General features: G+C 45.2%; 10 protein-coding genes. 8 read left to right on the top strand and 2 right to left on the bottom strand.

Translation table 11 applies throughout. The features are described from left to right. Positions 1–184: 184 nt before the first annotated feature. Positions 185–313: a hypothetical protein gene (locus ACSAZK_RS15555; protein WP_440954962.1), complete on the top strand. Its 129-nt coding sequence runs from the start codon at positions 185–187 to the stop codon at positions 311–313. Positions 314–348: 35 nt separating this feature from the next. Here the strand turns inward: ACSAZK_RS15555 and ACSAZK_RS15550 are convergent, their stop codons facing one another. Beyond that, entirely contained in the window at positions 349–756 is a 408-nt protein-coding gene (locus ACSAZK_RS15550; RefSeq protein ID WP_440954961.1) for an RDD family protein, read from the bottom strand. Between the two features lie 291 nt (positions 757–1,047). Here ACSAZK_RS15550 and ACSAZK_RS15545 point away from each other — a divergent pair, with 291 nt between their 5' ends. The 4 genes from ACSAZK_RS15545 to ACSAZK_RS15530 all read left to right on the top strand — a co-directional run bounded on the left by ACSAZK_RS15545 (position 1,048) and on the right by ACSAZK_RS15530 (position 10,708). After that, the gene (locus tag ACSAZK_RS15545) at positions 1,048–2,061 is read left to right on the top strand and encodes a hypothetical protein (protein ID WP_440954960.1); all 1,014 of its coding nucleotides are present in this window, start codon (positions 1,048–1,050) and stop codon (positions 2,059–2,061) included. 34 nt (positions 2,062–2,095) lie between these two features. After that, positions 2,096–2,836, top strand: coding sequence for a hypothetical protein (locus ACSAZK_RS15540; RefSeq protein WP_440954959.1), 741 nt, complete (start codon positions 2,096–2,098; stop codon positions 2,834–2,836). 582 nt (positions 2,837–3,418) lie between these two features. Next, a complete protein-coding gene (locus tag ACSAZK_RS15535; RefSeq protein WP_440954958.1) occupies positions 3,419–6,688 on the top strand; it encodes a NosD domain-containing protein in 3,270 nt (1,089 codons plus the stop codon). A 474-nt stretch (positions 6,689–7,162) separates the two neighbouring features. Further along, entirely contained in the window at positions 7,163–10,708 is a 3,546-nt protein-coding gene (locus tag ACSAZK_RS15530) for a NosD domain-containing protein (RefSeq protein ID WP_440954957.1), read from the top strand. 100 nt (positions 10,709–10,808) lie between these two features. On the opposite strand, the gene ACSAZK_RS15525 is transcribed toward ACSAZK_RS15530, so the two are convergent. After that, positions 10,809–11,144, bottom strand: a complete 336-nt coding sequence (locus tag ACSAZK_RS15525) for a hypothetical protein (RefSeq protein WP_440954956.1) — start codon at positions 11,142–11,144, stop codon at positions 10,809–10,811. Between the two features lie 166 nt (positions 11,145–11,310). Here ACSAZK_RS15525 and ACSAZK_RS15520 point away from each other — a divergent pair, with 166 nt between their 5' ends. From ACSAZK_RS15520 to mtnP, 3 genes are all read left to right on the top strand, one after another. Then, positions 11,311–11,445, top strand: a complete 135-nt coding sequence (locus ACSAZK_RS15520; protein ID WP_440954955.1) for a hypothetical protein — start codon at positions 11,311–11,313, stop codon at positions 11,443–11,445. 233 nt (positions 11,446–11,678) lie between these two features. Further along, the gene (locus tag ACSAZK_RS15515) at positions 11,679–12,821 is read left to right on the top strand and encodes a DUF373 family protein (protein WP_440954954.1); all 1,143 of its coding nucleotides are present in this window, start codon (positions 11,679–11,681) and stop codon (positions 12,819–12,821) included. An 85-nt stretch (positions 12,822–12,906) separates the two neighbouring features. Then, positions 12,907–13,683, top strand: a complete 777-nt coding sequence (mtnP, locus tag ACSAZK_RS15510; protein ID WP_440954953.1) for an S-methyl-5'-thioadenosine phosphorylase — start codon at positions 12,907–12,909, stop codon at positions 13,681–13,683. The last annotated feature ends 310 nt before the right edge of the window (positions 13,684–13,993 follow it).

Here is a 13,993-nt window from a genome sequence, read left to right as displayed (position 1 = left end):
AGCCCGGAACCGTACGGAGGATAAATCGGGAATTGTATTCCTGAATCCTCCTTTACTGCATTGGTCAATGGAAATAGTATCACAACCACATGGTGATTTTCTTGATTAGCATATTTCTTGTTGAATGCATAAAAAAGCCAGTATAAAAAAATATACATTGTAAGTAAAAGAGAAGAGTTTGTGAATGGGTGGAGACAAAACACTGAAGCGAAAGTGTACCTCAAGCATTTCATTCAGGGGATTCAGGATAAAAAATGAAAAGAAAATGAAAAAGAGATCAAAAGAAAATGAAAAAGAGATCAAAAGAAAATGAAAAAGAGATCAAAAGAGGTTGATTCAGCTTTAAGTTCAGTCTTCTCTTACCAGTACAAGGGTCTTTGCGAGCATATCATGTATACCCTGTCTTTTTTCATTGAAAAGGATTGGCAGGAAACCGGCACCTAAAGGTAGAGCAGCCAGGATCTTAGCAACAAACCTCTTTGTGGCCCGGTCAAAGGAAATTCTGTTCCCCTCAAGGTCGGTTACAATGATGTTCATTGCCTGCTTGCCCACGGTCCCCTGCCGGGACGAACTTTCCTGATAGGCAAAGTAGTTCCAGGAGACGAGTATCACCAAAATGTAAAAGAAAGGTCCCCCCAGCACACCTCCTTCCCTCATGCCCGAGATGAACTGGAAGAAAGCCACCAGGACTATGATTATGAACAAATCGATGATTGAGGCGATGAACCTCCTCAGAAAGCCGGAATAATTATGCATGGATTTTCCTCATGAATTCTTTAATGAATTCCTTTCACGGATTCTTTTCATGGATTTTCTTCGTGGATTCCTTTCATTAATCTCACTCTAAGATATTTCAAACATTAGACGGCGATAAATAATAAAATTACCCATTATTGAAAAAGCGGCTACTTTAAATAAGGGCCACGAAAAGATGTGAAATCATTCTGCAACTTAAGTTCAAAACGATTCAAACCTTAAACAATTCTTAAATAATTCTCACTTCATAATAAACGGCAAGAAAAAAAGAGAAGAAAAAAGAGGCTCTCCATGAAAAAGTACCTTCTACTCCCCGCAATTCTCATGATTATCTGCATCGTTACAGCCTTTTCCGGCTGCACGGAATCCGGTGAAAACGGCCCAGCCGAATTCAACGAAACTTCTGAGGAAGAAAGCCAGCAGATCGCCGAAGCCTATGTAAAAAACCTGGATTCTTACATAGAGTATCACCTGACAGAACCGGTACTTCTAGAAAGCATGACCCTGCGATCTCCATACTCCTGGCAGTTCGTCTACGAATTCGACCTGGTATCTGAAAAAGATCCTGAAGTAATCGATACTGCCACGATAACAGTCACGGTTATCGAAGGAGAAGTGGTGGATGCAGTCCATGCACAGGGAAGCAGGTACAAACTGGGAATGCCCACAGGTTCCATGGGTGTGGATTCCCTTCTGAAAAAACCGTTTTACGGTGCGGAAATCTTCGTATACGGCACGGTTTCGGATCTTGAAAAAGAGCCGGCAGCCTCATTTAAGCTGAACTGGGAAGGAGCTGTCCTGGACGTGGAAACGGTAGTAGCGGCTTCGGGTATTGAAGACATAGAAAACGGGGACTGGGTCATCGTTACCGGAGAATTGAAAGCCGGAAAAGAAAACAAAAGTGAAAAAGAAAGTGAAAACGGAAATGAAACCCAGGACGGCAAAACCCCATTCCTTCTTGCAAAAATGGTCCAGACCGAAGACCTTTCCGAGGACGAAATCTTCAGCAGCGAAATGGTCCAGGTGAACGAAGAAGCGATAGTCGTCCATGAAATTCCAGGAAACGCGGCCACCCAGAGCTACCGCGTCAGGTACGAAATATGGGAAGATGACCTGAAAGTGGCGGCAGCAGAAGAAATTTTTGAAAACATTTCCCCGGAAAATCCCATCGAACTCAGGGTCGATGATGTAAAAGTCGGGAGCACGTACACCATCCGGGTCTTAATAAGGAATATGGAAGGAAAGATCCTTTCCGATGCCGAGCATGTGGGAGGTTTCGGGGAAGAAAAAGTTGGTCAGGATTGAAATATAGAGATAAAAGAACCCCGGAAATGCCAGCATGAAAAACCTGAAACTCTACCGCAGCTTTGTTCTTGCACTGCTAGTAACTTCAGTACTCCTGTACGGCATAGAGTACCTGCTGCTCGGGGATTCCGGGAGCATCTTTACGGCTTTCATAGGCAACCTGGCATTCCTCCCGATCAACGTCCTCCTGGTCTCGATAATTATCCACCGGCTGATCAATGACATGGAGAGGAAAAACCGGATTGAGAAGCTGAACATGGTCATCGGGACTTTTTTTAGCCAGACAGGGACGCGGCTTCTGGGCTACTTTTCCGAGGCAGACCCAGGGATTGAAGAGTTCAGGAAGTACCTGATCGTAAAAAAGGACTGGTCTGACAGGGAATTTGCCGATGTGAGCCGGAGGCTGAAGAATTACGAATACCCGATAAAAGCCGAGGTCCTGGATCTGGAAGGCCTGCGGGACTTCCTGGAACACAGGAACGATTCCCTGCTCCGGCTGCTCGAAAACCCGGTAATGCTCGAGCACGAGACCTTTACCGAGCTCCTGAGAGCCGTCTTCCACCTGACCGAGGAACTGCTGAACCGGGAAGACCTGGACGAGCTTCCCCCGAGCGACCTTGAACACCTAGAAGGGGACGTAAAAAGGGTATACAGCCTCCTGGTCTACGAGTGGGTAGCTTACATGGAGTACCTGAAGAACAATTATCCGTATCTTTTTTCGCTTTCCATGCGGACGAACCCCTTTGATAGGGAAGCTTCCCCTGTGGTGAAATGACTGAAGGCATTATGAAGCCCCATTTCATTGAAACCACATTTCCTTAAAATTCGATTTTACCGGAACCTTATTCTCCGGACTTATCCTTTAGAAATCTAATTCCACTGAAATATTACTCCCCGGTTTTATTTCCTCGTATCCTCCCCGGTTTTATTCCTTCCTAGCCTTATCCCCGATGAACCTTTTTCTCTCTGGAAGTGAGAGGCACTTCTTCCTTAAAAAAATAAGATATTCTATTTAAATTTATATTAATTGAAATTTGGGACTAAAACCTGAAAGAAAGTAAATATTTACTACACGTGGTTAATCCTGCAAGTTATATTTATTACAGGTTTTTATGTGATTTTTTCGGATTTTAAACCCATTAGAAGCTTATTTTTTGAAATAGTCCAAAAAAAGTAGCTAAAAAGTACACCCAACAGTACAAATATTAAAGATGAGTTGAAAATTATAGAACCCGAATATATATTAACAAAGAATATAATACTAATTTAACAATTTTAATGAATTTATTAAAAAATATTTTGCAAGTCTGTAGAAAAAAAGTTGAATGTGTTTCATAAAAACCCAAGAGTGAGAAAAGTGGCTAAAAACAAAATTCCAACCCTCGTACCTTTTATTCTTCTCCTGACACTTCTTGTGGGAGTAGCAACAGCAGTGGCACCTCCAGAGCCAGGCGTCCTTTATGTCGATGATGTGGATGACGGCTTGGGAGGTAACTTCTCAACAATACAGGAAGCCGTAAACGCCGCGGTTTCCGGAGACACAATCCTGGTTTACCCGGGCACATACGCGGAAAATGTTGATGTATTCAGAGAACTGACAATACAGTCCGTATCCGGGAACCCGGAAGACACGGTTCTTAATCCCTCCGGTTCTGACAATGCTTTTGATGTCAGTGCAAATAACGTGACCATCAGCGGATTTAAAATCAATTTCCCCATGGCTACTTATGGCAAAGCAGCGGTAAGCATTTCATCCCGGAATAACACAATCCTCAACAATGTCATCTCGATCACATACACGGGGTCCTGGTATAACACATACGGAATCTATCTGACAGGAAGTTCAGCCCGGGATAACACAATTCTCGGCAACACAATCGCAGGAAACAATTACGGGAATGGAAACGGCATATATCTCAATTATGCATCCCCGAATAACAGAATTCTCAGCAACACAATCTCAGGCTTCTCCTGCGGGACGTATCTCTATTATTCCGGAGAAAACGAACTGGAAAACAACACAATCTCAGCATGCAATTCTCATGGCCTGTACCTCGATAATTCTGACGGAAACAGGCTGGAAAGAAACACAATCTCAGAATGTAATTATTACGGCCTTCGCCTCTATAATTCCGAAGGAAACGAACTGAAAAACAACATAATGGAGAATAATTCCTACAACTTCCATGCTGGTGAAGAAGAATTAAACAATGATATAGACACCAGCAATTGCGTAGATGGAAAACCGATCTATTATCTTGTAAACAAAGCGGACATTTCTGCGGATTATTTCTCCAATGCAGGAACAATATACCTTATTAACTGTTCTGGCGTAACGGTCAGGGACCAGACCCTGGTAAACAATTACCATGGAATATTCCTTTTCAACACGAGCAACTCAACAATAGAAAATAACAATGCAAGTTCAAACGAATACGGCATTTACCTTGAGAATTCAAACGACAACAACTTCATCGGGAACGATGTCTTCAACAATGACGAAGAGGGCATCAACCTCGAGTACTCTAACAGCAATACCATCACCGGGAACAATGCAAGCCTGAACTATAAAGGAATCAGGCTAGGAGATTCCCAGTTCAACACCGTAAGCAACAACGTTGCAAACGCCAACGACTACCCCGGAATCGTGCTCTGCTATGCGGACAACAACACCGTAAGTTCAAACACGGTGCTTGACAACAATGGAAAAGGTATAAACCTGTATTACAGTTCCAACAACATCCTGGATTACAATACGGTAATAGGGTCTTCAGCAAAAGGAATTGACCTGTATTCGGATTGCAATTACAACAGCCTCATCGGCAATACCGTGACCTACAGCAGCTGCAAGGGCATTAATGTAGACGGGTACCACAACACGCTTACAGGCAACAACGTAAGCTATAATGGCGGTCCGGGAATCGGCTTATATGATGACGAGTCTGGCAACACTACCCTGACAGATAACGTTGTTAGTTATAATGGCAAACACGGCATAATCCTGAAGGGTTCGGACAACTACGCTGCAAGCAATACGGTGTGCAATAATGGTGAAAACGGAATCCAAGTAAAGGATTCGGACAATTACGTTACAGGTAATACGGTGTGCAACAATGAATACTTGGGAATTTTCATCTGGAACTGTGACGGGTCAAGCAATAACACAATAAGTGAGAACACTGTAAAGAACAATTTAGTAGGTATTGTTTTCAGATGCCTTTATGACAGCGAGTTGACCGGCAATACCGTAACAGATAACGGCATAATGGGAATTTATCTTTCAGAATCCGAAAACCTCACCCTGCAGAGCAACACCGTGAGCTCAAACGGATACCTGGAAGAGGAAGAAGAACTCCCACAGACACCCTTAATCGTTAACTCAGATGAAAAGGAAGAATGCAGCAAACATTTAGAAGAAACAGGCATTGTAAAAGAAACTGGCGTTTCAATGGCTTCAGACCTCGTACTTGGCGAAGGCATTGGTCCTGTTGGAGCAGGCATCTACCTTGAGCTTTCCAGCGAGAACTGCCTGATTGGAAACTCTGTAGAAAACAACAGCGATGCCGGACTTTACTTCATCGGTTCCTGGAACAACACAATTTACGACAATTGCTTCAACAACACGAATAACACCAGATTCGAAGATGGATTACTGTTCACAGAGACTCCGGTTGAAGAAGAAGAAGGAAACAACACCTGGAACATCACCCTGACAGAAGGCACGAACATCATGGGCGGGCCTTACCTCGGAGGAAACTTCTGGGCTCTTCCGAACGGGACAGGCTGGAGCCAGACCTGTAACGATACCGACGGAGACTGGATCTGCGACCTTCCCTATAACGTCACTGAAGATGGGGAAAGCGCGGACTACTTCCCGCTGATCGATTTCCCGGAGCCAGAACCCGAGCCTGAACCCGAGCCTGAACCGGCACCTGTGAAAAGAAGCAGCAGCAGCAGCGGTTCTCCGACCTACATCCCACCTCAGGCAGGGGAAAATGCAGGACCTGTTGACTCGGCCCAGAAAAAAGTCGTTGCAGGACAGGAAAGCAGTGTCCAGTTCCCGAACCCGGAGAACGGGGTGCTCGGAGTCGGCTTCAAGTCAAAAGGATACTCCGGAATGGTTATTGTAAGGGTTGAAGGAGCCGATGATGAAAACAGCGGCAGCGACAATAAGCCGAAAGGTAAACTCTACAAACAAATGAAGATTTCTGTCGGAAACGAACGCTTTGAGGAAAACATAGACCAGGGCTACATCGAGTTCAGGGTCCCGAAGAGCTGGATGGAAGAAAATAACATCGATCCGGCTACAATTGGCCTGAACAGGTACCACGACGAAGCCTGGAAACCTCTCTCAACCGAGATGACCGGGGAAGATGAGGAATTCTATTACTTCAGAGCCGAAACCCCGGGCTTTTCCCTCTATGCAATCACGGGAGAGGCGAAAAGCAGCGGAGAAGTGGACGGAACTGAGGTAATTACTCCGAACGAAGAAGAAACCGGAACCGAAACCGGGGAAGAGCAAACTAAGCCCGGAGAAAGCGAAAGTGCACCGGGCTTCGAAAGTGTCTTTGCAGCCCTTGGCATCCTTGGTTCTGCGTTCCTTGTAAGAAAAGAGATGTTTAAATAAACAAAAAATGAGAGATGTGCAAGGGCTTTTACAGTCCTCACATTTTTCACCTTTTCTCTATTTTCTGAATTTATTTCACTTTATTATTTATTTCTTATTTTTGAAAAAGAAACATACTGAGTTTTATTGCTTGAAATTCAGGGTTAAAACTCAGAAGAAAACAAAGATTTAAATTCTTCATATTTATGCGGAAAAGTTCTTACAGGCTCAAAAATTTCTTTGTATACCCCTTATTTTCGTATTGATTTTAAACCTTCAAAAAGCCCTTTTTTGAAATTAAGCCCTAGAAAAGGCAGAAAAAACAAGCTTGTATAAAAAATCATTTTTAAAAATATAAGATTATAAAACCCTTAGATATATTAACTAAGAATATAATATTAAGTAATTAATTTTGATAAATTTATTAAAAATTATTTTGCAAGTAGATGGAAAAAAAGTTGAATGTGTTTCATAAAAACCCAAGGGTGAGAAAAAGTGGCTAAAAACAAAATTTCGATCCTCATACCTTTTATGCTTCTCCTGATACTTCTGGCGGGAGCATCAACAGCAGTGGCACCTGCGATAGCAGGAGACAAGTACGTGGACGGTGAAGGCATAGGAGGAAACTACTCCTCAATACAGGAAGCTGTAAGTGTGTCTTTGCCCGGAGACACGATTTACGTTTATCCCGGGGAATACTGGGAAAACGTGGTCGTGAATGTGGCAGACCTGCGCATCCTTTCAGTTTCGGGAAACCCTGAAGACACAATCATTTTTCCTAATGACACGATGGAACATGTTTTCGACGTCAGCGCAAACAACGTCACAATAAGCGGATTCAGCCTGCTGAATCCTGACATATATACATATTCCTTAAGCTTTGAGAACGCCGGAATATACCTGACATCGTCGGAAAACACGCTATCAAACAATATAATATCAGGAACCAGTTACGGCATTTATCTGGATTGCTCGGACAACAACGATATCAATGACAACACAATAGCATCCAACCAGAAATACGGTGTTTTTGTAAACTGTTCCGATTACAATAGCTTCCTCAACAATGAAATGAGTCTGAACGAATGGGGAGGCATTTACATCGAAGATTCCGATTATGCCGAGTTCACCAACAATAACGTAATCGGGATCCCTGAGCTATATTGGGCAACCGTGGAGTCCTCCTTTGAAGAAAGCTCGGGCTCCCTCGAAGAATACAGCAGTGAAGATCCTGAAAAGCCCCATGACAGGGAGATGGCAAAAGAGGTCTACGGTGTCGATTACGAGTCTTCGGAAGGGTGTTCCTACGGGGACCAGTACCACGGCATTTACATGCTCAACTGTAACCACAGCACCCTTGACAGCAACGATGTAACCCTCAGCGGGAAAACCGGGATTTATGCCAGAGGATATGATAACAGCTTTGACGGTAACAACATTAGCAATAACTGCTGGTCCGGAATCCATATCGAAGGCGGCGAAAATGACCTTTACGACAATATCGTAAACGATAACGAATACTGTGGAATTCGTCTGGGGAAAATTGACTGGGACAATTACACAGCAATTGCAAGCAACAACAATGAACTGGTCAATAATAACGTGTCCCTGAACGGATACACCGGCATCCGCATAGACGGCGATTACAACGAACTTCGGGAAAACGACGTAATTGACAATAACTACTGCGGAATCCGCATAGGCAGCAAGACAAGCAGCATAGAAGGTTACATCATATTTGGGAGCAACCACAGCACACTGGTCAATAACGATGTGTCCTATAACGGGGAAAGCGGGATCCGCATAGACGGCTCCTCCAACACACTCACCGACAATGATGTGATCGGCAACGACGGAAGCGGTATTCGCATGGGCAACGCCGACTATGACTGTTTGAGCAGCAATAACGTCATAAGTGGAAATAACGCTTCCTTCAACTATTGTTGCGGGATTTACATAGAAGGGGAAAACAACTCAATATCCGATAATACCGTAATTGAGAATGATGACGAAGGCATCAACCTCGAGTACTCCAACAACAATACAATCACCGGGAACAACGCAAGCCTGAACTATAAAGGAATAAGGCTGGATGAGTCCCAGTTCAACACAGTGAACAGTAACGTTGTAAACGCCAACGACTACCCCGGAATCGTGCTCTGCTATGCGGACAACAACACCGTAAGTTCAAACACGGTACTTGACGGGGATGCAAAAGGTATCAACGTCTACGAAAGCGACCACAATACCCTGATAGGAAACACTGTAAACAATAGTGGAGCCATGGGTCTGCACCTGTACTACAGCTCCTACAATACCGTAGTTGATAACGTTATAACATACAGCGAGTGCGTGGGTCTCAAAGTTGAAGACGGCTGCTACAACACCCTTACAGGAAACACCGTAAGTTTCAACGACGGTGCCGGGATTGTCATTTATGATGATGACTCGCACAACACAACCATAGAAAACAATGTTGTAAACAACAACGACTGCAACGGTATCCGCATAAAGGGTTCGGACAACTACGTTGCAGGCAATACCGTGTGCAACAATGAAGACTGGGGTATTTTCGTCGGGACCTGCGACTGGTCAAGCAATAACACGGTAATGGACAACACCGTCAGGAACAATCTCATGGGTATTGTTTTCAGAAACCTCTATGACAGTGAGGTGGCCAGCAATACCGTAACTGACAACGGCATAATTGGAATTTGTCTTTCAGAGTCCGAAAACCTCATCCTGCAAAGCAACATCGTGAACTCAAACGGGTACCTGGTAGAGGAAGAAGAGGAAGAATACTACGGGGCAGCCTCAGTCGTTAACTCTGATGAGAAGGAAGAATGCAACAAGCGTTCAGAAGAACCTGACATTGTAATGGCTTCAGAGTTGGTGCTGGGAGAAGGCATGGGTCCTGTTGGAGCAGGCATCTACCTTGAGATTTCCAGCGAGAACTGCCTGGTGAGCAACTCTGTCGAAAACAACAGCGATGCCGGACTTTACTTCGCTGGTTCCTGGAACAACACCATTTACGACAACAACTTCAACAACACGAATAACACCGTATTTGGAAACGAATCCCTGTTTGAAGAGTACCCGATCGAAGAAGGAGAAGGAAACAACACCTGGAACATCACCCTGACTGAAGGCACGAACATTATGGGCGGGCCTTACCTCGGAGGAAACTTCTGGGCCCTTCCGAACGGGACAGGCTGGAGCCAGACCTGTAACGATACCGACGGAGACTGGATCTGCGATCTTCCCTATAACGTCACTGAAGATGGGGAAAGCGTGGACTACTTCCCGCTGATCGATTTCCCGGAGCCAGAACCGGAACCAGAACCGGCACCTGTGAAAAGAAGCAGCAGCAGCGGTTCTCCGACCTACATCCCACCTCCGGCAGGGGAAAATACAGGACCTGTTGACTCGGCCCAGAAAAAAGTCGTTGCAGGCCAGGAAAGCAGTGTCCAATTCCCGAACCCGGAGAACGGGGTGCTCGGAGTCGGCTTCAAGTCAAAAGGATACTCCGGAATGGTTATTGTAAGGGTTGAAGGAGCCGATGATGAAAACAGCGGCAGCGACAATAAGCCGAAAGGCAAACTCTACAAACAAATGAAGATTTCTGTCGGAAACGAACGCTTTGAGGAAAACATAGACCAGGGCTACATCGAGTTCAGGGTCCCGAAGAGCTGGATGGAAGAAAATAACATCGATCCGGCTACAATTGGCCTGAACAGGTACCACGACGAAGCCTGGAAACCTCTCTCAACCGAGATGACCGGGGAAGATGAGGAATTCTATTACTTCAGAGCCGAAACCCCGGGCTTCTCCCTCTATGCAATCACGGGAGAGGCGAAAAGCAGCGGAGAAGTGGACGGAACTGAGGTAATTACTCCGAACGAAGAAGAAACCGGAACCGAAACCGGAGAAGAGCAGACTAAGCCCGGAGAAAACGAAAGCACACCCGGATTCGAAAGCATCTTTGCAGCCCTCGGCATCCTCGGATCTGCGTTCCTTGTAAGAAAAGAGATGTTTAAATAAGGAAGCATCCGGGAAAAATAAGGAACCCGAGTAAAAAATAACTGGAATAATAACTAACAAACAGAACTCTGAAAAAAGAAGACAGAAGGAATTTCTGTCTTTACTTCTCTTTTTTCTTCCGCACTTTATCCCTTAGACTTTTGATGTCTCCCTTGATATCGGAGGCAAGCTTTTTTGCAGAATCCCCCGTGGAGTCAGCCAGTTTTTCAACCTTGCCTGTGATCCCTTTGACCTCGTCTTTAACATCAATGGATTTTATATCTTTGGTAAGGGACTTTATTTCCCCGTTTATGCTTTTTGCAAGCTTTGAGGCTTCATCACCGGTTCTCTTTGCAAGGTCGTCTACATCGTCCCCAAGTTTCCCGATTCGTTCCTGAACCCCGGAACTCTTCTTGACACTTTCTTCTTTCTTTTCTTCTTCTATTACTTCAGCCACTAAAAACCCCCGTAGTTGTCTTTTAAGAATAGTTCATTTTAATACAATTATTAATTGGAGATCAGAAATTATAAAATTATCTCAAAAATATCCAATAATAACCTATATACAAAAAGTTTACATACGGGACATACAATGCCCCAAAGAACATCAAACGGCTCCACAAATGCCATATGAAGAAGAGAAAAATTTGAAGGGTTTTAATCCTGTGATCCAGAAGGCAGAAAAAAGTATACCGCTTCAAGAAAAAACGCTTCAAGAAAGAAACAACTTCAAGAAAGAAAAATCCCCATACCTATAAAAGTATAAATTGAAATAGTATGTTATCAAAGAATAATACTACAGTTAAGGAATTAAAAGAAGGTATTAAAAAAGGGGAAAAGTTATTCCGACAACCTGAACTCCCCGGACGCCGGAATATACCCAAGCATTATATATCGATAATGGCTTTAGATGATAGCACCGGATTAAGAATATTCTTCCAATCTAGCTCTGGGACCCGCAAAATACGTAATGAGAAGAAATAGAGGAGCCATGCAAACTTTAGTTATCTGCATAGACCGGGACAACGACCTTGGCGAAAAGGCAAAACGCACAACCCCTATCGTTGGAAGGGAAGCAAATATTGAAGCTGCCACAACACTGGGAATCGCCGATCCCGAGGATTCGGACACAAACACCATTTTCGGGGGAATCCGGGTCCTTGACGAACTGCGGGCAAAGGGCATCGACGCGGAGATTGTCTCATTTGCAGGCGACAGGAACGTAGGGGTTATCTCTGACCAGAAGATTGCCGAACAGCTGGAGAACTTCCTGGCCACGCACGAGGTGAAAGGAGCCGTATTTGTCTCGGACGGGGCAGAAGACGAGACCCTTATCCCGATTGTTCAGTCCCGCATAAAGATAGATTCAGTAAAACGTATTGTTGTTATGCAGAGCGAAAACCTGGAAAGCACCTACTATATCCTCAAACACGCTTTTAGTGACCCGAAAATATCCCAGACCTTTTTCGTTCCTGTCGGGCTCGCCTTCCTTATCTATGCCATCTTCCTGCTTGCCCGCTACCCCGAAGGCGCAGTCGTGGGGATCCTCGCTGCCGTCGGGATGTACATGCTCTACCGGGGCTTCGGGCTTGACGACACCCTGGCCCTCCAGAAAGAACGCCTGGGAGAGGCTTTCAAGCATCAGAGGCTTATTTTTGTCAGCTATACCGCCGCCTTGCTTACAGGAGTCGTTGCCACCGCCCACGGGGCAGCGGAAGTCTGGGGACTTTACTCCGAAAGCGGGATCTGGTACCATGGGACCCTCACTCTGATTTCGGTATTCATCAATGCCTCAGTCTGGTGGTATGCAGGCGCATTCCTGCTTGCAGACTGTGGAAAAATGTTTGATCTTAGGATGGCAGGAAAACCCACCCAAAAAACCATCTCTATATCCCTATTCATTATCGCCACCGGCCTACTCTTCTGGGGTGCCAGTACCTACCTTCTGACAGAAGCTTCCCTTACAACCGGATTTCCGAAGGATGCTTCCCTGGCGCTCCAGTACTTCGTATATTCGGTAATCGCCGCAATCCTCATAGCCCTTGCAGGAATCAAAGTTTCCCTTGGAAACCCTGACTCAGGAGAGGAGAAGAAAGCAAGGGGAAGAGGGAAAAAAAGGAAAGAAGCGGCCTGATAAAGGAAAGAGCCAGCCTGAAAAGGAAGGACAATTCACTCTAAAAAGGAAACTAATACAGGCAGAAAAAGAGAGGAGAAAGGAAATGGAAAAAACAGCCGAAAACGTTGAGATTGCAGTTCTGGGGGGCGTTGGTTTCGATTCATACAGGGACTTTGAAAAACGAGAAGTTGAGACCCCTTACGGGAAAGTAAGCGCCTATTTAACCGACATAAAAAGCAAAACCATTGCGGCAATCCCCCGGCATGCCGGCAAGAACCACATCCCCCCTCACAGGATCGACTACAGGGCCAACGTCTGGGCCGTGCAGGCCCTGGGAGCCGAACGTGTCATTTCCACAAACTCCGTAGGGTCCATGCGGGGACACCCCGTGGGCAGCTTTGTCGTGCTCGACGACTTCATTGACTTTACCAGAAGCAGGGTTTCAACCTTTTACGACGAGAATACCGTCCATGTAGACGTCTCAGAACCCTACTGTCCGGAAATCAAAGAAAGCCTCATAAAGGCCCTTGAAAAACAGGGGATAGCCCATACCGAAGGCATCTACGCCTGCACCGAAGGCCCCCGCTTCGAGACCAGGGCAGAAATCCGAATGATTAGCCAGTTTGCCGACGTCGTGGGCATGACCGGGGTCCCGGAAGTCACCCTTGCAAAGGAACTCAGCCTCTGCTACTCTTCTCTTGCCATTGTCACGAACCAGGCCTGCGGAATGACCACGGAAAAACTGACAGCTGACGAGGTCACGGAAGTTGTTGGAAAAGCCCAGGACGCGATCTTCGGGATCCTTTCCGATACAATCGAAAACATCCCCGAAACCCGGAACTGTAGGTGCAGGTTTGCAAAGGTGGGGGCCTGTCTTTAAGCCTGCCCTTCCCTGGAGTGGTTTCACCTTAAACCTGCCATCCTTTCAGAGTGAGGCTGCTTTTAAACCTGCCTTTCCCTGGAGTGAGTTTGTTTAAAAATCATCCGATGAAGACTTTTTTTCAGGGTTAAGGGAGACTATCTTTCAGGAGGGGGGTTTGACACGTAGCTTTTTGTGTCAAAGAAGTCCCCCTGGAAGATTTAAATAATATAATTGATAAGTTATAAAATATACGTGCAAGAAGATTCCACCCTATAATGACAAACGGATGCCTTCTAAAAAAGGCATTGTCAAGACATTGTAAAGGCAT

The sequence above is a fragment of the Methanosarcina sediminis genome (assembly GCF_052056915.1).
Classification (GTDB): domain Archaea; phylum Halobacteriota; class Methanosarcinia; order Methanosarcinales; family Methanosarcinaceae; genus MTP4.
Note: the sequence above shows the minus strand (reverse complement) of the source record. Positions and strands in the feature narration are given on the sequence as shown.

Coding starts and splice junctions, on each gene's coding strand:
- ACSAZK_RS15555 (WP_440954962.1), top strand. CDS start 185: ATGGGTGGAGACAAAACACTGAAGCGAAAGTGTACCTCAAGCATTTCA.
- ACSAZK_RS15550 (WP_440954961.1), bottom strand. CDS start 756: ATGCATAATTATTCCGGCTTTCTGAGGAGGTTCATCGCCTCAATCATC.
- ACSAZK_RS15545 (WP_440954960.1), top strand. CDS start 1,048: ATGAAAAAGTACCTTCTACTCCCCGCAATTCTCATGATTATCTGCATC.
- ACSAZK_RS15540 (WP_440954959.1), top strand. CDS start 2,096: ATGAAAAACCTGAAACTCTACCGCAGCTTTGTTCTTGCACTGCTAGTA.
- ACSAZK_RS15520 (WP_440954955.1), top strand. CDS start 11,311: ATGCCATATGAAGAAGAGAAAAATTTGAAGGGTTTTAATCCTGTGATC.
- ACSAZK_RS15515 (WP_440954954.1), top strand. CDS start 11,679: ATGCAAACTTTAGTTATCTGCATAGACCGGGACAACGACCTTGGCGAA.
- mtnP (WP_440954953.1), top strand. CDS start 12,907: ATGGAAAAAACAGCCGAAAACGTTGAGATTGCAGTTCTGGGGGGCGTT.